Source organism: Acidimicrobiia bacterium (assembly GCA_035948415.1).
Taxonomy (GTDB): domain Bacteria; phylum Actinomycetota; class Acidimicrobiia; order IMCC26256; family PALSA-555; genus PALSA-555.
Genome location: DASZJD010000086.1, coordinates 13,790 through 35,330, shown reverse-complemented (window position 1 = coordinate 35,330; position 21,541 = coordinate 13,790). Strand labels below are relative to the sequence as shown.

Annotated in this window: 22 protein-coding genes; 20 read left to right on the top strand and 2 right to left on the bottom strand. The window is 76.4% G+C overall.

The genetic code is table 11. From position 1 onward, the window contains the following. Positions 1–2 precede the first annotated feature (2 nt). From carB to VG869_11990, 20 genes are all read left to right on the top strand, one after another. The gene (gene carB / locus VG869_12085; GenBank protein HEV3451932.1) at positions 3–3,305 is read left to right on the top strand and encodes a carbamoyl-phosphate synthase large subunit; all 3,303 of its coding nucleotides are present in this window, start codon (positions 3–5) and stop codon (positions 3,303–3,305) included. A gap of 1 nt (position 3,306) precedes the next feature. Beyond that, entirely contained in the window at positions 3,307–4,251 is a 945-nt protein-coding gene (locus tag VG869_12080; GenBank protein ID HEV3451931.1) for a dihydroorotate dehydrogenase, read from the top strand. Further along, on the top strand, positions 4,248–4,961 hold the full coding sequence (gene pyrF / locus VG869_12075) for an orotidine-5'-phosphate decarboxylase (GenBank protein HEV3451930.1): 714 nt from the start codon (positions 4,248–4,250) through the stop codon (positions 4,959–4,961). The genes VG869_12080 and pyrF overlap by 4 nt, the downstream gene beginning before the upstream one ends. A 39-nt stretch (positions 4,962–5,000) precedes the next feature. Further along, positions 5,001–5,324, top strand: coding sequence for an integration host factor, actinobacterial type (mihF, locus tag VG869_12070; protein HEV3451929.1), 324 nt, complete (start codon positions 5,001–5,003; stop codon positions 5,322–5,324). After that, the gene (gene gmk / locus VG869_12065) at positions 5,321–5,884 is read left to right on the top strand and encodes a guanylate kinase (protein HEV3451928.1); all 564 of its coding nucleotides are present in this window, start codon (positions 5,321–5,323) and stop codon (positions 5,882–5,884) included. The genes mihF and gmk overlap by 4 nt, the downstream gene beginning before the upstream one ends. Positions 5,885–5,962: 78 nt before the next feature. Next, on the top strand, positions 5,963–6,274 hold the full coding sequence (gene rpoZ, locus VG869_12060) for a DNA-directed RNA polymerase subunit omega (protein HEV3451927.1): 312 nt from the start codon (positions 5,963–5,965) through the stop codon (positions 6,272–6,274). Positions 6,275–6,302: 28 nt separating this feature from the next. Further along, positions 6,303–7,541, top strand: coding sequence for a bifunctional phosphopantothenoylcysteine decarboxylase/phosphopantothenate--cysteine ligase CoaBC (gene coaBC / locus VG869_12055; GenBank protein HEV3451926.1), 1,239 nt, complete (start codon positions 6,303–6,305; stop codon positions 7,539–7,541). Continuing rightward, positions 7,538–8,734 (top strand): methionine adenosyltransferase, encoded by a 1,197-nt coding sequence (gene metK / locus VG869_12050; GenBank protein ID HEV3451925.1) that lies wholly within the window; start codon positions 7,538–7,540, stop codon positions 8,732–8,734. The genes coaBC and metK overlap by 4 nt, the downstream gene beginning before the upstream one ends. 13 nt (positions 8,735–8,747) lie before the next feature. Next, entirely contained in the window at positions 8,748–10,535 is a 1,788-nt protein-coding gene (locus VG869_12045) for a hypothetical protein (protein ID HEV3451924.1), read from the top strand. A 28-nt stretch (positions 10,536–10,563) separates the two neighbouring features. Beyond that, positions 10,564–11,112 carry a peptide deformylase gene (gene def, locus VG869_12040; GenBank protein HEV3451923.1) on the top strand — a complete coding sequence of 183 codons (549 nt, stop codon included), beginning with the start codon at positions 10,564–10,566 and terminating at the stop codon, positions 11,110–11,112. A 10-nt stretch (positions 11,113–11,122) separates the two neighbouring features. Next, the gene (locus tag VG869_12035; GenBank protein ID HEV3451922.1) at positions 11,123–12,034 is read left to right on the top strand and encodes a methionyl-tRNA formyltransferase; all 912 of its coding nucleotides are present in this window, start codon (positions 11,123–11,125) and stop codon (positions 12,032–12,034) included. After that, positions 12,031–13,317 (top strand): transcription antitermination factor NusB, encoded by a 1,287-nt coding sequence (locus VG869_12030; protein HEV3451921.1) that lies wholly within the window; start codon positions 12,031–12,033, stop codon positions 13,315–13,317. Before VG869_12035 ends, VG869_12030 begins: the two co-directional genes overlap by 4 nt. A gap of 50 nt (positions 13,318–13,367) precedes the next feature. Beyond that, the gene (gene rpe / locus VG869_12025; GenBank protein ID HEV3451920.1) at positions 13,368–14,030 is read left to right on the top strand and encodes a ribulose-phosphate 3-epimerase; all 663 of its coding nucleotides are present in this window, start codon (positions 13,368–13,370) and stop codon (positions 14,028–14,030) included. Continuing rightward, positions 14,027–14,509, top strand: coding sequence for a MogA/MoaB family molybdenum cofactor biosynthesis protein (locus tag VG869_12020; GenBank protein ID HEV3451919.1), 483 nt, complete (start codon positions 14,027–14,029; stop codon positions 14,507–14,509). The genes rpe and VG869_12020 overlap by 4 nt, the downstream gene beginning before the upstream one ends. Positions 14,510–14,768: 259 nt before the next feature. Next, a complete protein-coding gene (gene ribD / locus VG869_12015; protein ID HEV3451918.1) occupies positions 14,769–15,866 on the top strand; it encodes a bifunctional diaminohydroxyphosphoribosylaminopyrimidine deaminase/5-amino-6-(5-phosphoribosylamino)uracil reductase RibD in 1,098 nt (365 codons plus the stop codon). Next, on the top strand, positions 15,866–16,468 hold the full coding sequence (locus VG869_12010) for a riboflavin synthase (protein HEV3451917.1): 603 nt from the start codon (positions 15,866–15,868) through the stop codon (positions 16,466–16,468). Before ribD ends, VG869_12010 begins: the two co-directional genes overlap by 1 nt. 2 nt (positions 16,469–16,470) lie before the next feature. After that, a complete protein-coding gene (locus tag VG869_12005; GenBank protein ID HEV3451916.1) occupies positions 16,471–17,694 on the top strand; it encodes a bifunctional 3,4-dihydroxy-2-butanone-4-phosphate synthase/GTP cyclohydrolase II in 1,224 nt (407 codons plus the stop codon). 45 nt (positions 17,695–17,739) lie between these two features. Continuing rightward, on the top strand, positions 17,740–18,189 hold the full coding sequence (gene ribH, locus VG869_12000; GenBank protein ID HEV3451915.1) for a 6,7-dimethyl-8-ribityllumazine synthase: 450 nt from the start codon (positions 17,740–17,742) through the stop codon (positions 18,187–18,189). After that, the gene (gene hisG / locus VG869_11995) at positions 18,183–19,058 is read left to right on the top strand and encodes an ATP phosphoribosyltransferase (protein ID HEV3451914.1); all 876 of its coding nucleotides are present in this window, start codon (positions 18,183–18,185) and stop codon (positions 19,056–19,058) included. The genes ribH and hisG overlap by 7 nt, the downstream gene beginning before the upstream one ends. Continuing rightward, entirely contained in the window at positions 19,058–19,270 is a 213-nt protein-coding gene (locus VG869_11990) for a hypothetical protein (protein ID HEV3451913.1), read from the top strand. The genes hisG and VG869_11990 overlap by 1 nt, the downstream gene beginning before the upstream one ends. On the opposite strand, the gene VG869_11985 is transcribed toward VG869_11990, so the two are convergent. Continuing rightward, complete coding sequence (locus VG869_11985; protein ID HEV3451912.1) at positions 19,262–21,079, bottom strand: glycoside hydrolase family 15 protein; 1,818 nt, start codon at positions 21,077–21,079, stop codon at positions 19,262–19,264. The genes VG869_11990 and VG869_11985 overlap by 9 nt on opposite strands. 12 nt (positions 21,080–21,091) lie before the next feature. Beyond that, positions 21,092–21,469 (bottom strand): hypothetical protein, encoded by a 378-nt coding sequence (locus VG869_11980; GenBank protein HEV3451911.1) that lies wholly within the window; start codon positions 21,467–21,469, stop codon positions 21,092–21,094. Positions 21,470–21,541 lie beyond the last annotated feature (72 nt).

Sequence of the window (21,541 nt, the reverse complement as noted above, 5' to 3'; positions counted from 1 at the left end):
CCGTGCCCCGCCGCGACGACCTGCACACGATCCTCCTGCTCGGCAGCGGCCCGATCGTCATCGGGCAGGCCTGCGAGTTCGACTACTCCGGCACCCAGGCCTGCCGGGTGCTGCGACGCGAGGGCTACCGGGTCGTGCTCGTGAACTCGAACCCGGCCACGATCATGACCGACCCCGAGTTCGCCGACGCCACCTACATCGAGCCGCTCGACGTCGAGACCGTGGCCCGGGTGATCGAGCGGGAGCGCCCCGACGCGCTGCTGCCCACCCTCGGCGGCCAGACCGCCCTGAACCTCGCCGTCGCCCTCTTCGACGCCGGCGTCCTCGACGAGTTCGACGTGTCGCTGATCGGGGCCAGCGTCGACGCCATCCACACCGCCGAGGACCGGTCCCGGTTCAAGGCCGCCATGCTGGAGATCGGGCTCGGCGTGCCGCGCTCGGGGCTCGCGTACGCGACCGACGAGGCGGTCACGGTCGCCGCCGACGTCGGCTACCCGGTCGTCGTGCGGCCGTCGTTCATCCTCGGCGGCGGCGGGACCGGCTTCGCGACCGACGACGAGACGCTGGCCGCCGTCGCCGAGCGGGGCCTGGCCCTCAGCCCGGTCGGCGAGATCCTCGTCGAGCGGTCCGTGCGGGGCTGGAAGGAGTACGAGCTCGAGGTCATGCGCGACCACGCCGACAACGCCGTGGTCGTCTGCTCGATCGAGAACCTCGACCCGATGGGCGTCCACACCGGGGACTCGATCACCGTCGCGCCGGCCCAGACCCTCACCGACGTCGAGTACCAGCGCATGCGCGACGCCGCCTTCGCCTGCATCCGGCGCATCGGCGTCGACACCGGCGGGTCGAACATCCAGTTCGCGGTCGACCCGGCCACCGGCGAGATGGTCGTGATCGAGATGAACCCCCGGGTGTCCCGGTCCAGCGCGCTCGCCAGCAAGGCCACCGGGTTCCCGATCGCCAAGATCGCGGCCTGCCTCGCCGTCGGCTACCGCCTCGACGAGATCCGCAACGACATCACCGGCGAGACGCCGGCGTCGTTCGAGCCCACGATCGACTACGTGGTCACGAAGGTGCCGCGGTGGGCGTTCGAGAAGCTGCCGGGGGCGGCGCCGGTGCTCACTACCCAGATGCAGTCGGTCGGCGAGGTGATGGCGATCGGCCGCACCTTCCCCGAGTCGCTCCAGAAGGCGATCCGCGGCCTCGAGACCGGCCGGAAGGGGCTGAACGCCGACGCCGGCGAGGCGCCGCTCGCCGACCTGGCGACCGACGAGCTCGTCCGCCGCGCCGCCACGCCCACCCCCGAGCGGGTCTTCCTCCTCGAGGCCGCGCTCCGGCGCGGCGTCCCCGCCGCCCGCCTCCACGAGGTGACGGGCATCGACCCGTGGTTCCTCGACCAGGTGGCGCGGGTCGCCGACGCCCGGGTCGCGCTGGCGGCGCGCACGCCCGGCGCGCTGAGCCGCCGCGAGTGGCGGGCGGCGAAGCGGCTGGGGTTCGCCGACGACCAGCTCGCGCACCTCTGGGGCGTCGGGGCGGCGACGGTCCGCCAGGCCCGGCTCGACGCCGGCGTCGCCGTCACCTACAAGACCGTCGACACCTGCGCGGCCGAGTTCGCCGCCGACACCCCCTACCACTACGGCACCTACGAGGACGAGGACGAGGTCGCGCCGCTGGCCCGGCCCGCGGTCGTGATCCTCGGCAGCGGCCCGAACCGGATCGGCCAGGGGGTCGAGTTCGACTACTGCTGCGTCCACGCCGCCTTCGCGCTCTCCGACGCCGGCTACGAGACCGTGATGGTGAACTGCAACCCCGAGACGGTCTCGACCGACTACGACACCAGCGACCGGCTGTTCTTCGAGCCCCTCTACCCCGAGGACGTGCGGAACCTCTGCGCCGCCCTCGGGCGCGCCGGCGAGCTCGCCGGCGTCGTCGTGAGCCTGGGCGGCCAGACGCCGCTGAAGCTGGCGCCCGAGCTCGAGGCCGCCGGCATCCCGGTGCTGGGCACCAGCGCCGCGTCCATCGACCTGGCCGAGGACCGGGAGCGGTTCAACGCCCTCTGCGCCGAGCTCGGCATCCCCCAGCCCGCCGGGGGCACCGCCGCCACCCCCGCCGCCGCCGCCGCCGTCGCCGCCGCGCTCGGCTACCCGGTGCTCGTCCGGCCCTCGTACGTGCTCGGGGGCCGGGCCATGCGGATCGTCTACGACGACGCCGAGCTGGCGGCGGCGATGGGCGAGCTGGCCGCGTCCGGGAGCCTCGGCCGCGAGGGCGGTCTCTCGGCCGAGCGGCCGGCGCTCATCGACCGGTTCCTCGAGGACGCGGTCGAGGTCGACGTCGACGCCCTCCGGGACGCCACCGGCGAGGTGCTCGTCGGCGGCATCCTCGAGCACATCGAGCAGGCCGGCGTGCACTCCGGCGACTCGGCGTGCGCCATCCCGCCGGCCACCCTCCCCGGGCCCGTGCTCGGCGTCATCGAGGCCCACACCCGGGCCCTCGCCGACGCCCTCGACGTCCTCGGCCTCCTGAACGTGCAGTACGCGGTGAAGGACGGCTCGGTGTACGTCCTGGAGGCGAACCCGCGGGCCAGCCGCACCGTCCCGTTCGTCAGCAAGGCCACCGGCGTCCCGCTGGCGAAGGCGGCGGCGCGGGTCATGGTCGGGGCCACGCTGGCCGAGCTGCGCGCCGAGGGGCTCGTGCAGGCGGTCGCCGGGCTCGGCCACGTGGCCGTGAAGGAGGCGGTGCTGCCGTTCGAGCGGTTCCCCGACGTCGACACCGTCCTCGGCCCCGAGATGCGCTCCACCGGCGAGGTCATGGGCATCGACCGCTCCTTCGGCCTCGCCTTCGCCAAGAGCCAGGCCGCGGCGGGCAACCGGCTGCCGGCCAGCGGCACCGTGTTCCTCTCGCTCGCCGACCGGGACAAGGCCGCGGCCCTGCCGGCGGCGCGCCGCTTCGCCGACCTCGGCTTCCGGCTCGCGGCCACCACCGGGACCGCCGCCGCGCTCGAGGCCGACGGCCTGCGCGTCGACACGGTCGTGGCGAAGGTGGGGGAGCAGACCGGCGTCGACGCCATCGACCTCATCGCCTCCCGGAAGGTGGACCTCGTCGTGAACACGCCCCAGGGCCGCGGCCCGCGCGCCGACGGGGACGAGATCCGGCGCGCCGCCACCCGGCACCGGGTGGCGTGCATCACGACCGTCGCCGGCGCCGTCGCCGCCGCGGCCGGGATCACCGAGCGGGCCGCCCACGACCCGCAGGTCCGACCCCTCCAGGAGCACCACCGGCAGGCGCAGCTGCGCCTCGACGTCTGACGTGACCGTCGACCTGCGGGTGCGGCTCGGCGCCCTCGAGCTGCCGAACCCGATCGTGGCCGCCTCGGGCACCTTCGGGCACGGCGACGAGGTGGCGGGCCGCTGCGACCCGTCCCGTCTCGGGGCGGTCACGGCCAAGTCGCAGGCCCCGTTCGCCTGGCCCGGCAACCCGCCGCCCCGCCTCGCCCCGACGAGCGTCGGGCTCCTGAACTCGGTCGGGCTCCAGGGACCCGGGATCGACCACTGGGTCGCCTACGACCTGCCCGCGCTCCGGGGTCACGGCGCGCGCGTCATCGCCTCCCTCTGGGGCCACGCCGTGGCCGACTTCGCCCGTGGCGCCGACGCGCTCCGACCCGTGGCCGCGGAGCTCGTGGCGGTGGAGGTCAACGTCAGCTGCCCGAACCTCGCCGAGCACGGCCGCCCGTTCGCCCACGACCCCGCCATGACCGCCGCCGCCGTCGGCGCGGTCGCCGCCGCCGGGCTCGGCCTCCCGGTCCTCGCCAAGCTGGCCCCCGACGTCGCCGACCTGCCCGCCATCGCCGCCGCCGCCCTCGACGCCGGCGCCGACGGGCTCACCCTCGTGAACACCGCGCGCGCGCTGGTCGTCGACGCCGACGCCCGGCGCCCGGCCCTCGGCGCCGGGCCCGGCGGCCTGTCGGGGCCGGCGCTGAAGCCGATCGCGCTGCGCGCCGTCTACGAGGTCGCCCGCGAGCACCCGGGGATCCCGATCGTCGGCACCGGCGGCGTGAGCACCGGGCTCGACGCCGCCGAGCTGCTCCTCGCCGGCGCGGCCGCGGTCGGTGTCGGCACGGCGACGTTCCTCGACCCGCGCGCGCCCGTCCACGTCCTCGACGAGCTCGAGGCCTGGTGCCGGCGCCGCGGCGTCGACCGCGTCGCCGACCTCACCGGCGCCCTGCGTCCACCCGACCGAGAGGAGAACCCGTGAGCGACGCCCGCGACCACCTGGCCCTCGTCCTCGACACCGACGACCTCGACGACGCGCTCGCTCGCGCCCGCCGGTTCGCGCCGTGGTTCGCGACCGCGAAGGTCGGCTACGAGCTGTTCGCCGCCGCCGGCCCCGCCGCGATCGACGCCCTCCACGACGAGGGCTACGCCGTCTTCGTCGACCTGAAGCTGCTCGACATCCCGACCACGGTCGGGCGGGCGGCGCGGGCCCTCGGCCGGCGCGGCGCCGAGCTCGTGAACCTCCACGCCGTCGGGGGCCTCGACATGCTGCGGGCCGGCGTCGCCGGCCTCGCCGAGGGGGCCCAGGCCGGCGGCCACCCGCCGCCGGTGGCGCTGGCCGTGACCGTCCTGACGAGCGAGCCCGACGCCAGCGCCGCCCCGGCCCGGCTCGAGCTCGCCCGCGCCGCCGGCTGCGGCGGCGTCGTGTGCGCGGCCGCCGAGGCCGGCGCGGCGCGCCGCCTCGGCCTGGCGCCGATGGTGCCGGGCATCCGGCTCGGCGCCGACCCGGTCCAGGACCAGGCGCGCGTCGCGACGCCGGGCGACGCCGTGCGCGCCGGTGCCGAGTGGATCCTCATCGGACGAGCGGTGAGCGCGGCCGCCGACCCCGAGCGCGCCGCGACGCTGGTGCTCGACGAGGTCGACGCGGCGCTGTCGGAGCGCGCGACCCCAGGCCGGCGCGGCGACCGCTAGCTATGCTCGCCGGCGCCGCCGGCCCCGCGGAGGTCACCGATGTCACTGCCACCCAGCCTCAGCCCCGACCAGCGCCGCGCCGCGCTCGAAAAGGCGGCCGAGGCCCGGCGGCAGCGGGCGGCGGTGAAGGAGGAGCTGAAGGCGAAGCGGCTCTCCCTGACCGAGCTGTTCCGGCGCAGCGAGCGGGACGAGGTGCTCGGCAAGCTGAAGGTCGTCAGCATGCTCGAGGCGATGCCCCACACCGGCAAGGTGAAGGCCCGCCGGCTCATGCAGGAGCTCGACATCAGCGAGAGCCGGCGGCTCCGGGGCCTCGGCCCCAACCAGAAGCGGAGGCTCATCGACCACTTCGACCGGGTCCACTGAGCGTCCTCTTCGTCATCACCGGCCCCTCCGGCGCCGGGAAGACCACGATCTACCGGGAGCTGCTCCGCCGCGAGCCCGACCTGTGGTTCTCGGTGTCGGCCACCGACCGGCCCCGCCGACCCGACGAGGTCGACGGCCGCGACTACCGGTTCCTGTCCCGGGCCGAGTTCGAGGCCCTGCGCGACGCCGGCGGGTTCCTCGAGTGGTTCGAGGTCTACGGCGACCTGAAGGGCACCCCCCGAGGCCCGATCGAGGAGCGCCTCGCCGCCGGTGACGACGTGCTCGTCGAGGCCGACGTCCAGGGCGCCCTCGCCATCCGCGAGCAGCTCCCCGACGCGTACGTCGTGTTCGTGCGGGCCCCGAGCCGGGCCGAGCAGCGGGAGCGGCTCCGACGGCGCGACCCGGGCGCGACCCCCGCGGCGCTCGAGCGGCGCCTTGAGGAGGCCGACGCCGAGGAGCGCCTCGCCGACCGCTTCGACGCCGTGGTCGTGAACGACGACCTCGCCACCGCCGTCGACGACGTCGTCCGCCGCTTCGAGGCTCGCCGCCGAGCCCGCTGACCCCTGCGCTACCATGGTGGGCCGCCGGGCCCCCACCCGGCCGGTTCCCCCCGCCCTTCCAGCGCGCTTGGAGTCCGCATGGCCGAACGACGGGCCTCGCTCATGGAGCCCCGCATGGAGTACCTCCTCGACCGGGTCGGCTCCAAGTTCACGCTCGTGACCCTGGCCGCCAAGCGCGCCCGGGAGATCAACGACTACTACAACCAGCTCGGTGAGGGCCTCGGCAAGATCGTCCCGCCCCAGGTGACCTCGGTGTCCCGCAAGCCGCTCACGATCTCGCTCGAGGAGATCGAGGCCGGCAAGATCGAGGCCGTCCCGCTCCCCCCCGAGGAGCCCGAGGGCGTCGAGGCGAGCGCCGAGCCCGAGCCCTCCGAGCCCACCGCGGAGTAGCGCCGCGCCCGGCCCCCGGCGCGCCCCCATGACCCCGCAACCGGACGCCCGCGCCGCCCTGGCCGGACGGTTCGTCGTCCTCGGCGTCACCGGGGGCATCGCCGCCTACAAGGCCGTCGACGTCTGCCGCCAGCTCGTCGACGCCGGCGCCCACGTCGCCCCCGTCCTCACCGCCGACGCCCGACGCTTCGTCGGGCCCCTCACCTTCACCGCCCTCGCCTCCGAGCCGGCCCGCCTCGACCTCTTCGACGCGCCCGAGCCGATGCCCCACACCCACCTCGGCCGCCGGGCCGACCTCGTCCTCGTGGCGCCCGCCACCGCCACCCTCCTGGCCAAGCACGCGGCCGGCGTCGGCGACGACCTGCTCACCGCCACCCTCCTCGCCACCCGAGCCCCGGTGCTGCTGGCGCCGGCCATGCACACCGAGATGTGGGAGCACCCGGCCGTGCGCGCCAACGTCGCCACGCTCGCCGGGCGCGGCGTCGAGCTCGTCGGGCCCGCGGTCGGGCCCCTCGCCGGCGGCGACGCGGGCCCGGGCCGGCTCGCCGACCCGGCCGACATCGTCGCCGCCGCGGCCCGGATCCTCGCCGGGCCCGCCGACCTGGTCGGGGTGCGCGTCCTCGTCACCGCCGGCGGCACCCGGGAGGCCATCGACCCGGTCCGGTACCTCGGGAACCGGTCCTCCGGGAAGATGGGCCACGCCGTCGCCGCCGCCGCCGCCCGCCGCGGCGCCCGGGTCACCCTCGTCACCACCAGCGACCGCGCCGCCGCCGCCGGCGTCGAGGTGGTCCCGGTCACGACCGCCGAGGAGATGGCCGAGGCCGTCCTCGGCCGCTACGACGACGTCGACGCCGTCGTCATGGCCGCCGCCGTCGCCGACTTCCGGCCGAAGGCCCCCGCGGCCGAGAAGCTGAAGAAGCAGGACGGCGTCCCCGAGCTGCTCCTCGAGCCCACCCCCGACATCCTCGCCGCCCTCGGCGCCGCCAAGCGGGGCCAGGTCCTCGTCGGCTTCGCGGCCGAGACCGAGCAGCTCCGGGCGCGCGCCGCCGAGAAGCTGGCGGCGAAGCGCCTCGACCTCGTGGTCGGGAACGACGTGTCCGCCGCCGACGCCGGGTTCGAGGTCGACACCAACCGGGCGATCCTGCTGGACTCGGACGGATCGGTCGAGGAGCTCCCGCTCCTGCCGAAGACGACGCTCGCGGCCACGGTCCTCGACCGCGTGCGGGACCTGCTCGAGCAGCGAGGGCCACGAGCGAGGAACCCGTGAGCGACCGCTTCACCTTCACGTCCGAGTCGGTGACGGAAGGCCACCCCGACAAGATGTGCGACCAGATCAGCGACGCGGTGCTGGACGCCGTGTTCGAGGACGACCCCCACGGCCGGGTCGCCTGCGAGAGCATGGCCACCACCGGGCTCGTCGTCGTCGCCGGGGAGATCAGCACCCACGCCTACGTCGACATCCCCCGCGTCGTGCGCGACACCGTCCGCAGCATCGGCTACGACCGCGACGCCTACGGGTTCGACGGCAACACGTGCGCCGTCATCACCTCGATCGACGAGCAGTCGCCCGACATCGCCATGGGCGTCGACAAGGCGGCGGAGCTGAAGGCGGGCGCCGGCGACCTCTACGACGAGATCGGCGCCGGCGACCAGGGGATGATGTTCGGGTACGCCTGCGACGAGACCGACGACCTCATGCCGATGCCGATCTGGCTCGCCCACCGGCTCGCGCACCGGCTCAGCGAGGTCCGCAAGGCCGGCACCCTGCCGTACCTGCGACCGGATGGGAAGACCCAGGTCACGGTCGAGTACGAGGGCGGCGAGCCGAAGCGGCTCTCGTGCGTGCTGATCTCCACGCAGACCGGGCCCGGCGTCGACATCGACACCACCCTGAAGCCGAACCTCCTCGAGCACGTGATCCGGCCGCTGCTGCCGCCCCGGTTCGCCGACGACGACTTCGAGGTGCTCGCCAACCCGACCGGCAACTTCGAGGTCGGCGGCCCGCACGCCGACTGCGGGCTGACCGGCCGCAAGATCATCGTCGACACCTACGGCGGCATGGCCCGGCACGGCGGCGGCGCCTTCAGCGGCAAGGACCCCACGAAGGTCGACCGCTCGGCCGCGTACGCGGTGCGCCACGCGGCGAAGAACATCGTCGCCGCCGGCATCGCCCGCCGCTGCGAGGTGCAGGTGGCCTACGCCATCGGCGTCGCCCGGCCCGTGTCGGTGATGGTCGAGACCTTCGGCACCGCCGAGATCGACCCCGCCAAGCTCCCGGCGCTCGTCCAGGAGCACTTCGACCTGCGGCCGGCCGCGATCATCGAGGCGCTGTCGCTGCGCCGCCCCATCTTCCGGCGCACCGCTGCCTACGGGCACTTCGGGCGGGCCGAGCCCACGTTCACGTGGGAGCGCACGGACCAGGCCGACGAGCTCCGCGCCGCCGCCAAAGCCCTCGCCTGAGCCGCGTCGCCCCGTGACCGGGGCCGTCTGGCGGGTCCTCCCCGACGTCGCCGCGGTCGACCGCGCCTTCGACTACTGGGCCCGGCCCGACGGCGACGGGCCGGTGCCGGTCGGGACGGTGCTGCGGGTCGACCTGCACGGCCGGCGGGTCCGGGGCTGGCTCCTCGGCGTCGCCGCCGAGCCCGAGGTGCCGCCCGAGCAGCTCCGCGCCGTGCGCGCGGTCGTGTCGGCCGGGCCGCCCCCCGAGCTCGTCGAGGTCTGCCAGTGGGCGGCCTGGCGCTGGGCGGGGCCACGCGCCGCGCTCCTGCGCGCCGCGTCGCCGCCGCGGGTCGTGGCCCTCGCCGAGGTCCCGGCGTCGCCGGACGTCGCCGTGCACCCGCCCGTCCCGACCCCGGTGCCCGTGCCCGACGAGCGCCGGCGCCTCATCGTCTGGCCGCCGGCCCGGCCCCGGGCCGAGCTCGTGGCCTCGCTCCTCGCCCTCGAGGGCTCGACGATCCTCGTCGCGCCCGACCGGGCCGAGCGCGCCGCGCTCGCCGCGGCCGTCACCGCCACCGGCCGGCCCGTCGTGGCGCTGCACGGCGACGCGCCCCCGGCCGCTCGGGCGGCGGCCTGGCGCGAGGCGCGCCGGGGCGCCTGCGTCGTCGTCGGCGGGCGGGTCGCCGCCTTCGCGCCGGTGCCCGACCTCGCCGGCGTGATCGTGCTCGACGACGCCGACGAGGCCCTGACCGACGAGCGGGCCCCGACGTGGCACGCCCGGGACGTGCTCCTCGAGCGGGCCGAGCGGGCCGGCGCGCGCGCGACGGTCGTGACGCCGGCGCCGACCGTCGAGGCGGTCGCGGCCAGCGCGCCGCCCACCCTCCCCGCGCTCGGCTCCCCGCGGCGGGGGTGGCCGATCCTCGACGTCGTCGACCGGCGCGCCGAGCCGCCCGGCCTCGGCCTGCTCGGCGAGCACCTCGCGGCCGCGCTGCGCCAGGCCCGGCAGGACGGCGGTCGCGCCGTGTGCGTCCTGAACCGCCGCGGCCGGGCCCGGCTCCTGGTCTGCCGGCAGTGCGGCGAGGTCGCCCGCTGCGAGGCCTGCGGCGCCGCTATGGCCGAGCGCGCCGCCGACCTCGTCTGCCCCCGCGACGACACCGCCCGGCCGGCGGTGTGCGCGGCCTGCGGCGCCGCCGACCTGCGGCCGGCCCGGCCGGGGGTGCGCCGACTCCGCGACGACCTCGCGGCGCTGCTCCCGCGGGCCCGGGTCAGCGTGGCCGAGGCGGGCACGACCCCCGACCCCGACGCCGACGTCGTGGTGGGCACCGAGGCCGCGCTCCGCCCCGGGGCCGGCGCGCCGCCGGTGCGCCTCGTCGCCTACCTCGACGCCGACCAGGAGCTGCTCGCCCCGCGGTTCCGCGCCGCCGAGCAGGCCCTGTGGCTCCTCGTGCGCGGCGCCCGCCGGCTCGGCGACCCCCGGTCGGGCGGCCGGCTCCTCGTCCAGACCCGGGTGCCGGACCACGAGGTCCTCGTCGCCGCGCGCACCGGCGACCCGATGCCGCTCGTGCGCGCCGAGGCCGCCCGCCGCCAGGCGCTCGGCCTGCCCCCGTTCGGGGGCCTCGCCGTCGTCGCGGGGTCCGCGGCCGCGGTCGAGGCCGCCGTCGACGCGCTGCGCGAGCGCGTCGAGGTGCGCGGCCCCGTCGACGGCCAGGCGCTCGTGCGCGCGCGGTCGAGCGCCGCGCTCGCGGACGCGCTCGCCGCGACCGACCTCGCGCCCGCGCGCGCGCTCGGTCGGCTGCGCGTCGACGTCGATCCGCAGCGGGTCTGATCCGCGAGGCGACTGGTAGCCTGACGTGGTGACGACGTTCCCCATCCGCACCTTCGGCGACCCGGTGCTCCGGCAGCGGGCGCGCGAGGTCACGGACCTGAACGGGGACCTCGCCCGGCTCGCGGCCACGATGCTCGCCACCATGCGCGAGGCGCGGGGCATCGGCCTCGCCGCCCCCCAGGTCGGCGTCCAGAAGCGCCTCTACACCTACGACGTCGAGGAGCTCTCGGCGCGCGGCGCCGACGCCGTCGGGTCGGGCGTCCTGGTGAACCCCGAGATCGTGGACGCCCAGGGCGAGTGGCTCTACGACGAGGGCTGCCTGTCCGTGCCCGGCCTGCAGTTCGAGCTCGTGCGGCCGAAGGTGGTGACGGTCCGGGGCCTCGACCTCGACGGCCGCGAGGTCGTCATCGAGGGCGACGAGCTGATGGGCCGGCTCATCCAGCACGAGATCGACCACCTCGACGGCGTCCTCGTCCTCGACCGGGTCGACCCCGACACCCGCAAGGCGGCGCTGCGCGAGCTGCGGACACGCGCGTTCGACGACGTCGCCCCCGTCGGGGGCGCCCACCGGCTCTGAGCGCCGCCGCGTGCGCGTCGCCTTCTTCGGCACGCCCGCGGCCGCGGTCCCGGTGTTGCGGGCCGTCCACGACGCCGGTCACGACGTCGTGCTCGTCGTCACCCAGCCCGAGCGTCGACGCGGCCGGGGCGGGGCCCGGGAGCCGAGCCCCGTCCACGCCGCCGCGCTCGAGCTCGGGCTCTCGGTCCGGACCCCGGGCCGGGCCCGCGAGGTCACCGACGAGCTGGCCGCCGCCGGCGTCGAGGCCGGGGTCGTCGCGGCCTTCGGGCAGCTGCTCCCGCCGCCGCTGCTCCTGGCCGTCCCGCTCGGCCTCCTGAACCTGCACCTCTCGGTGCTCCCGCGCTGGCGCGGCGCGGCGCCGGTGCCGCGGGCCATCCTCGCCGGTGACCGCGAGACCGGCGTCTCGGTGATGCGCATCGACGCCGGCCTCGACACCGGCCCCGTGTACCGCGTGGTGCGCACCGCGATCGGCGAGCACGAGACCGCCGGCGCGCTCACCGACCGCCTCGTGGCGCTCGGCACGCCCGTGCTCGTCGACGTGCTCGGCCGGCTGCCGGGCGTCGAGCCGACGCCGCAGCGCGGCGAGCCGACGTACGCCGAGAAGCTCACCGTCGAGGAGTTCCACCTCGACCCGGCGCGACCTCCCGAGGAGCTGGTCCGGGTCGTGCGCGCCGGCAACCCGCGGCCCGGGGCGTGGATGCTCGTGGACGGACGCCGCGTGAAGGTGCTCCGCGCCCACGCCGAGGCCGGCGGCGCCGCGCCCGGGCCGCCGTACGACGTGGTGTGGCCGGGCGCGGCGCTCCGCACGGCGTCGGGCCGCCTCGGGCTCGACGAGGTCCAGCCCGAGGGTCGCCGCCCGATCGGCGGCGACGCCTGGCTCGCCGGGTACCGGCGGCGGCGGCTCTCGCTCCCGGTGGCGTGACCACCGCCCGCGCCGTCGCGCGCGACGTGCTCGTGCGGGTCGACGGCGGCGCCTACTCGAACCTCGTGCTGCCGGCCGCGCTGCGGCGCACCGACCTCGACGCCCGCGACCGGGCCTTCGCCACCGACCTCGTCTACGGCACCTTGCGCGCGCGTCGCCGGGTCGACGCCGTCCTCGCGCCGCACACGCGTCGGCCGCTCGACGACGTCGACCCGCCGGTCCGGGCGCTCCTGCGGCTCGGCGCCTACCAGCTCCTGTCCGGCGTGGCGCCCCACGCCGCCGTCGGCGAGACCGTGGCCGCCGCGCCGGGCCGGGCCCGCGGCTACGTGAACGCGGTGCTCCGCGCCGTCGCCGCCGCGCCCCCGCCCGCGCCGGCCAGCTTCGCCGAGGCCCTCTCGTACCCGGACTGGATCGTGGCGCGCCTCACCGCCGACCTCGGCGAGCCGGACGCGCGCGCCGCGCTGGCGGCGCAGAACGAGGCGCCGCTCGTCTGGCTGCGCCCGAACCGCGCCCGCACCGACCCCGACGACCTCGCGGCCGAGCTCGCCGCCGGCGGGGCGACGGTCACCCGCGGCGGCCTCGTCCCCGACGCGGTCGCCGTGCGCGGCGCCGGCGACCCGGCCGCGCTCCCGGCCGTGCGCGAGGGGCGGGCGACCCCGCAGGACCAGGCCAGCCAGACCGTCGTCGCGATGGTCGAGGCCCAGCCGGGGGACCGGGTGCTCGACGTGGCCGCCGCCCCGGGCGGGAAGGCCACCGGGCTCGGCGAGCGGGTCGGGGCGGGCGTCGTGGTGGCCGTCGATCGCCACCCGGGGCGGCTGGGCCAGGTCGGGCCCGCCGCCCGCCGGCTCGGCCTCCCGGCCGTCCGGCCCGTCCTCGCCGACGGGCGGGCCCTGCCCGTCGCGCCGGCCACGATCGACCGGGCCCTCGTCGACGCGCCCTGCTCGGGGCTCGGCGTGCTCCGCCGCCGCCCCGAGGCCCGGTGGCGGACCGAGGCGCCGGCGGCGGCCCTCACCGAGCTCCAGGCCGCGCTCGTGCTCGCGGCCGCGGCCGCGGTCCGGCCCGGCGGGCGCCTCGTGTACTCGGTGTGCACCCTCACCGCGGCCGAGACCGTCGGCGTGGCGGCGCGGGTGCTCGACGCCCTCGGGGGCGCGGTGCGGGTCGTCGAGCCACCCGGCCCGCCGTGGCGACCGGCGGGACCCGGCGCCCTCCTCCTGCCCCAGGACGCCGACACCGACGGCATGTTCGTGCTCGTCGTCGAACGCGTCGACGCGCCGGTGCGGTGACCGCGCCCGCTCATGGGGGAGCGGCGAGGGCGGGCGATAGCGTCCCGGCCGTGAGCCGCAAGCTGGCGCCCTCGATCCTGTCGGCGGACTTCGCGCGGCTCGGCGAGGAGGTCACTCGCGTCACCCCCGAGGCCGACCTGCTCCACGTCGACGTGATGGACGGGCACTTCGTCCCGAACCTCACCATCGGGCCACCGGTGGTCGCGGCGCTGCGCCGACACACCGACCTCTTCCTCGACTGCCACCTGATGGTCGACAACCCGGGCGACCTGCTCGCCGACTTCGCCGACGCCGGCGCCGACCGGTGCATCGTGCACCTCGAGCTCGGCGACCCGCGCCCGCTGTTCGCGGAGCTGCGGCGCCGGTCGATGGGCGTCGGCCTCGTCATCAACCCCGAGACGCCGTTCGAGCTCGCCGCGCCGTACCTGCCCGAGGTCGACCTGCTCCTCGTGATGAGCGTCCACCCGGGCTTCGGCGGTCAGGACTTCATCCCGGCCGCGCTCGAGAAGGTGCGGGCGGCGCGGCGCGCCATCGACGACGCCGGGCTCCCGGTCGAGATCGAGATCGACGGCGGCATCCACGAGGCCACCGCGCCGCTCGCCGCCGCCGCCGGGGTCGACGTCCTCGTGGCCGGCAGCGCCATCTTCGGCGCCCCCGACCCGCTCGCGGCGGCGCGGGCGCTCCGCGCCGCGGCGTGGCCGAGCGCGGCGTGACGCTCGCGGCGAAGGTCCTCACCGTCTCCGACGGCGTCGCCGACGGCACCCGCGAGGACCGCTCCGGGGCGGCCCTGGCGGCGCGGCTGGCGCAGGCGGGCTTCACGGTCGTCGACCGGCGCGTCGTCCCCGACGGCGACGACGCCGTCGCCGCCGCGCTCACCGAGCTCACCGCCGGGTTCGCCGGCCTCGTCGTCACCACCGGCGGCACCGGGTTCGGCCCCCGCGACCGCACGCCCGAGGGCACCCGCCGGGTCCTGGACCGGGAGGCGCCCGGGCTCGCCGAGGCCATGCGCCGCGCCAGCGACGCCGACGACCGGGGGCTCGGGATGCTGGCCCGTGGCGTCTGCGGGACGGTGGGGGCGGCCCTGGTCTGCAACCTCCCCGGCTCGGCCGGCGGCGCGGTCGAGTGCCTCGAGGCCGTGCTCGGGGCGCTGCCCCACGCCCTCGAGCTGCTCGCCGGTGGCCACCCCCACTGAGACCTAGAACACGTTCCATTTTTGTCCGGAACCGGGTACGCTGCGGGGGACAGCCCTCGGGGTTTGGGTGCAAGTCCCGACCGGCGGTAGCCGACGGGCGGCACGGGCCGCCCGCCGGGAGCCCGCGAGCCCACGGCCGCCCGTCGTGGTGCCGATCCGGTGCGAAGCCGGGGCCGACGGTCACAGTCCGGATGGGAGAGGGCGCACGGTCGGCGCGCGCCGCCTCTCGCCCCCGCCCCGGGGACGGAAGGGACCAGCGGTGCACGAGGCCGACCTGATGGCCCGGGCGATCGCCCTCGGCGACGACGTGCGCCGCCGGACGTCCCCGAACCCGTGGGTGGGCTGCGTCCTCGTCGCCGACGGGGTCGTCGTCGGCGAGGGGGCCACCCGGCCGCCCGGCGGCGCCCACGCCGAGGCCGCCGCCGTCGCCGCCGCCGGCGACCGGGCCCGGGGCGCCACCGCCTACGTGACCCTCGAGCCGTGCGGCCACCACGGGCGCACCCCGCCGTGCACCGACGCGCTCCTCGGCGCCGGCGTCCGCCGGGTCGTCGTCGCCCTCGAGGACCCCGACCCGCAGGTGCAGGGCCGGGGCCTGGCGGCGCTGCGGCGCGCCGGCGTCGACGTCGAGCTCGGGCTCGGCGCCGCCGACGCCCGACGGTCGCTCGCCCCCTACCTCCACCACCGCCGCACCGGCCGCGCCTTCTGCGTGGCGAAGACCGCCCTCAGCGTCGACGGCCGCTCGGCCGCGCCCGACGGCAGCGCCCGCTGGATCACCGGCCCGGCGGCCCGGGCCGACGCCCACGAGCTGCGGGCCGACTCCCAGGCCGTGGTCGTCGGCGCCGGCACCGCCATCGCCGACGAGCCCCAGCTCACCGTCCGGGACGCCGCGGCCCCGCCCCGCCCGCCGCTGCGGGTCGTGCTCGACGCCCGGGGGCGCGTGCCCGCCCTCGGTCCCCTCTTCGACCCGGCGCTCGCCCCGACCCTCGTCGTGACGACGGCGGCGGCCCCGTCGCCGACCGTCGACGGCTGGCGCGCCGCCGGCGCGAAGGTCGAGGCGGTGGAGCCGGGCGACGGCGGGGTCGACCTCACCGAGACCCTGAGCCTCCTCGGCCGCCACGGCGTCCTCCAAGCCCTCGTCGAGGGCGGCGCCACCCTGCACGGCGCCCTCCTCGAGGCCGGCCTCGTCGACCGGCTCGTCGTCTACGTCGGCGCCACCCTCCTCGGCGCCGACGGCCGGCCGGCGCTGGCGTGGCCGGGCCCAGCCTCGATCGCGGCCGCGCCCCGCCTCGCCCTCACCGACGTGGTGCGCCTCGGCGACGACGTCCGGCTCCAGTACCAGCCCGCCGAGGCGAGCTGATGTTCACCGGCATCGTCGAGGAGCTCGGCCGGGTGCGCGGACTTCGCCGCGACGGGCCGGCCCGGCTCGAGGTCGAGGCCCGGGCCGTCGTCGCCGACGCCACCGTCGGCGCCTCGATCGCGGTGAACGGCTGCTGCCTCACCGTCGTCGAGGTCGACGACGCCGGCTTCGCCGTCGACCTGGCCCCCGAGACCCTCGACCGCAGCACCCTCGGCGGGCTCGAGCCCGGCGACCCCGTGAACCTCGAGCGGCCGGTCCGGCTGGCCGACCGGCTCGGCGGGCACCTCGTCCAGGGCCACGTCGACGGGGTCGGGACCGTGGCCGGCCGCGCCGCCGAGCGGGACGGCTCCGTCCGCCTCACGGTCGCGGCCACGCCGGGCCTCCTCCGCCACGTCGTCGAGAAGGGATCGGTGACCGTCGACGGCGTCAGCCTCACCGTCACCGCCGTCGCCGACGACCGCTTCGAGGTCGCGCTGATCCCGCACACGCTCGCGGTCACCACGCTCGGCGCCCGCCAGCCCGGCGACGGCGTGAACCTCGAGACCGATCTCGTCGCCAAGTACGTCGAGCGGCTGCTGGATCCGGCCGCGCTCGGGAGGTAGTCGTGCCCTTCACGAAGATCGAGAACGCGATCGCCGCCGTCGGCCGCGGGGAGCTCGTGGTGGTCGTCGACGACGCCGACCGCGAGAACGAGGGCGACCTCATCATGGCGGCCGAGCAGGTCACCCGCGAGTCGATGGCGTTCATGATCCGCCACACGAGCGGCGTGATCTGCATGCCGCTCGAGGGGCCGCGCCTCGACGAGCTGGCCCTGCCGCTCATGGTCGCCAACAACACCGAATCGCAGCGGACCGCGTTCACCGTGTCCGTCGACGCCGCCCACGGCACGACCACCGGCATCTCGGCCGGCGACCGCGCCACCACCGTGAAGGCCCTGCTCGACGCCCGCACCCGCGCCGAGGACCTCGCCCGCCCGGGGCACATCTTCCCGCTCCGCTACCGGGAGGGCGGGGTGCTGAAGCGCGCCGGGCACACCGAGGCCGCGGTCGACCTCGCCCGGCTAGCCGGCTGCTACCCGGCCGGGGTGCTCGCCGAGGTCGTGAACGACGACGGCACGATGGCGCGCCTGCCCCGACTCGAGGCCTTCGCCGCCGACCACGGGCTCCAGATCATCTCCATCGCCGACCTCATCCGCTACCGCCGCCACCGCGAGAAGCTGGTCCGGCGGGTCTCGGAGGCCCGGATCCCGACCCGCCACGGCGAGTTCACCGCCTACGTCTACGAGAGCCTCCTCGACGGGGTCGAGCACATGGCCTTCGTCCGCGGCGAGGTCGCGGGGGCGGCCGACGTGCTCGTGCGCGTCCACTCGGAGTGCCTCACCGGCGACGTGTTCGGGTCGCTGCGCTGCGACTGCGGCGTGCAGCTGGACCTCGCCCTCGAGCGGGTCGCGGTCGAGAACCAGGGCGTCGTCGTCTACCTGCGGGGCCACGAGGGACGCGGCATCGGGCTCGGCCACAAGCTGCGCGCCTACTCGCTGCAGGACCAGGGCCGGGACACGGTGGAGGCCAATGTCGAGCTCGGCTTCCCGGCCGACTCGCGCGAGTACGGCATCGGCTCGCAGATCCTCGTCGACCTCGGGATCACCACGATGCGGGTCATGACGAACAATCCGGCCAAGTACGGGGGCCTCGAGGGCTACGGTCTCGAGATCGTGGAGCGGGTCCCGCTGCGCACCGAGCCGAACGACGAGAACATCTCGTACCTGCGCGCCAAGCAGGACAAGCTCGGCCACTATCTCGAGATCGACGACAGCCGGAGCGGCGCCTGAGTGGGTGAGTACGCGCCACCACCCGAGCCCGTCGACGCGTCGGGCATGCGGATCGCGATCGTGGCCGGCCGGTTCAACGGTCAGGTCACCGCGCCGCTCCTCGACGGCGCCCTCACGACGCTCCGCGACCACGGCCTCGACCCGGGCTCGGTGCCGGTGAGCTGGGTACCGGGCGCCTTCGAGATCCCGCTCACGGCCAAGCGGCTCGCGCTCTCCGGCACCGTCGACGCCGTGATCTGCCTCGGCGCGGTCGTGCGCGGCGACACCGCCCACTTCGAGTACGTGGCCGGGCCGTGCGCGGCCGGCATCGCCCAGGCCGCGCTCGAGACCGGCGTCCCCATCGCCTTCGGCGTGCTCACGACGAACGACGAGCAGCAGGCCCTCGAGCGGGCCGGCGGCCCCGCCGGCAACAAGGGGGCCGAGGCGGCCGCGACCGCGGTGGAGATGGTGGCGCTGCTGCGGCGCCTCCCGAGCCCGGCGGCGCGGCGATGCTGAGCCTCGTCCTCCCGAAGGGGTCCCTCGAGCGGGCGACCCTCGAGCTGTTCGAGGACGCCGACCTGGCCGTGCAGCGGACCTCCGACGTGGACTACCGCGCCGTCATCGACGACCCGCGGGTCCGGGACGTGCGCATCCTCCGGCCCCAGGAGATCCCGCGCTACGTCGCCGACGGCCGCTTCGACCTCGGGGTCACCGGGCGCGACTGGGTCGAGGAGACCGCCGCCGACGTCGTGACCCTCGGCGAGCTCGCGTACTCGAAGAGCTCGCCCCGCCCGGTGCGGCTCGTGCTCGCCGTCGCCGCCGACGCCGACGCCCGCGCCGTCGAGGACCTCCCCGCCGGGGTGCGAGTGCACACCGAATACCCGGAGCTCACCCGCCGCTACCTCGCCGCCCACGGCGTCGACGCCGACGTCTCCCTCTCGTACGGGGCCACCGAGGCCAAGGTGCCGGACATCGCCGACGCCGTCGTCGAGCTGACCGAGACCGGCCGGGCGCTGCGCGCCGCGGGGCTGCGGATCCTCGACACCGTGCTCACCTCCGCCACCGAGCTGATCGCCAACCCGGCTGCGCACCGCGACCCCGAGCGGCGCAAGGCCATGGAGCAGCTCCACACGCTGCTGGGCGGCGTGCTCGAGGCCCGCGGCCGGGTGCTGCTGAAGCTGAACGTCGACGGGGCCGCGCTGGCCGGCGTCCTCGAGGTGCTGCCGGCGCTGAAGGCCCCGACGGTCTCGAAGCTGTCCGGCGGCGACGCCTACGCGGTCGAGACCGTGGTGGCGAAGGCCGAGATCAACGTGCTGATCCCGTCGCTGAAGGAGCGGGGCGCGACGGGCATCATCGAGCTGCCGATCGCCAAGATCGTGCACTGATGGGGGAGCGCCGCGGCCGCGTCGTCGCGTTCGACGCCAGACGCGGGCTCGGCACGGTGGAGGCCGACGACGGCCACCGGTTCGGCTTCCACTGCACCCGCCTCACCGACGGCCGCCGCGACGTCGGCCCGGGGACCGCGGTGTGGTTCCGCGTCACGCCCGGCCACCTCGGGGCGTGGGAGGCCGACGCCGTGCGCCCGGCGTCAGGCTGAGGGGCGAGGCGACACCAGCCCGCTGCGGCTCCGGGCCGGGCCGACCTTGCCGGTGAGGTTGGCGGCCGTGTTCACGAGCGCCACGTGGCTCATCGCCTGCGGGAAGTTCCCGAGCAGGCGCTGCTCGACCGGGTCGTACTCCTCGGACAGGAGCCCGACGTCGTTGCAGAGCCCGATCAGCCGCTCGTAGAGGGCCCGGGCCTCGTCGAGCCGGCCCATGAGGGCCAGGTTGTCCGCGTACCAGAACGAGCACGGCAGGAACGCGCCCTCACCCGGCGGGAGGCCGTCGATCCCCTGCTCGGTCTGGTAGCGGCGCACGAAGCCGTGCGGCATCAGCTCCCGCCCGATGGCGGCCACCGTCCCCTGGACCTTCGGGTCGTCGGGCGGCAGGAACCCGACCAGCGGGATCATCAGCAGGCTGGCGTCGAGCTCCTTCGACCCGAAGCACTGCACGAAGCTGTTGCGCTTCCGGTCGAAGCCCCGGGCCAGGACCTCGGCGTGGATCTCGTCGCGGCTGGCCCGGAGGCGGCCGACGTCGATGTCCACCTCGGCCGAGTACTTCTCGATGCTCTTGACCGCTCGGTCGAAGGCCACCCACGCCATCACCTTCGAGTGGGTGAAGTCGCGCCGGGGCCCCCGCACCTCCCAGATTCCGTCGTCGGGCTGGCGCCAGCCGTCCTCGAGGAACTCGAGGATGGCCTTCCCGATTCCCGCCACGGCGCGGGAGGGCGGGATGCCGAGCTTGCGCGTCACGTGGAGGGTGTCGGCGATCTCGCCGTACACGTCGAGCTGGAACTGGGCCGACGCCGCGTTCCCGGTCCGGACCGGCCGCGACCCCTCGTAGCCCGGCAGCCAGTCGAGCTCGAGCTCGGTCAGGCGCCGCTCGCCGGAGGGGCCGTACATGATCTGCATGTGAGCGGGCGAGCCCGCCACGGCGCGGACCAGCCACTCCCGCCACGCCCGCGCCTCGGCCTCGTAGCCGAGGGTCAGGAGCGCGTAGAGCGAGAACGTGGCGTCGCGGATCCAGCAGTACCGGTAGTCCCAGTTCCGCACCCCGCCGATCGCCTCCGGCAGCGACGTGGTGGGGGCGGCGATCAGCCCGCCGGTGGGGTGGTAGGTCAGCGCCTTCAGCGTGATCGCCGACCGCCGCACCAGGCCGGCCCAGTCGCCGTCGACCGTCCCGCGCTCGACCCAGCGGCGCCACCAGTCCGTGCAGCGGCGGAGCGCCGCCTCCGGGTCCACCGGTGGCGGCGACGGGTCCTCCGACGAGTGGTAGCTGAGCACGAACGGCACCCGGTCCTTCGCCGTCACGGTGAACTCGGCCTCGGTGCGGAGGTCGCGACCGACGGCGTGCACCGGGGTGCGCAGGACCAGCGAGTCGGGGCCGGCGATGGCGTGCAGGGCCCCGCCGGTGCGGAGGACCCACGGCACGACCGACCCGTAGTCGAAGCGGATCACGAGCTCCATCCGCATGTCCACCCGGCCCCGCATCCCCTCGACGATGCGGACCACGTCGACGCTGTGGTCGCTCACGGGCATGAAGTCGATGACCCGGACCCGGCCCTCGGGGGTCTCGAACTCGGTCTCGAGGATCAGCGTGTCGCGCCGGTACTGGCGGCACTCCGCCCGCCCGCCGGCCTTCGGGGCCAGCAGCCAGCGCCCGTGCGACTCGTCGCCCAGCAGCGCCGCGAAGCACGCGGCGGCGTCGAAGCGGGGGAGGCACAGCCAGTCGAGCGACCCGTCGTCGGCGACGAGCCCGGACGTGGACGTGTCGCCGATCAGCGCGTACTGCTCGATTCGGGAGGGCATGGACCGGCGATGCTACGGGGCGTCGGGCTCCGGTCCCCGACGCTGCACCTGCACGTACGCCAGGCGCAGCTGCGACAGCGCGTCCCGCAGCGGCTCGGCGTGGCGGCCGAGCCGGTCCCCGAGCGACTCGACGAGGCCGGCCAGCGCGTCGATCGCCAGGGCCGCCTCCGAGAGGCTCGGCTCCTCGTCGTCGTCCGGCATCAGGTGCAGCACCGCCAGCTGCCACAGGCCGATGGCGTGGTTGGCGACGAGCTCGACCACCGGCGTGGCCGCCAGCTCGGCGCGGACGCGCCGCAGCTCCTCGGCGACGGCGGCGTCGTCCGGCTCGTCGCCCGCGTCGTCGGCCGGCTCGGGCTCGTGCTCCCCGGAGGGTGTCCACAGCGTGCTCACACTGGTATCGTGGCCGGGCGACAACCGATGTGGGAAGCGGGACCGAACCACGCCGTCTCGGCACGGCCCCCA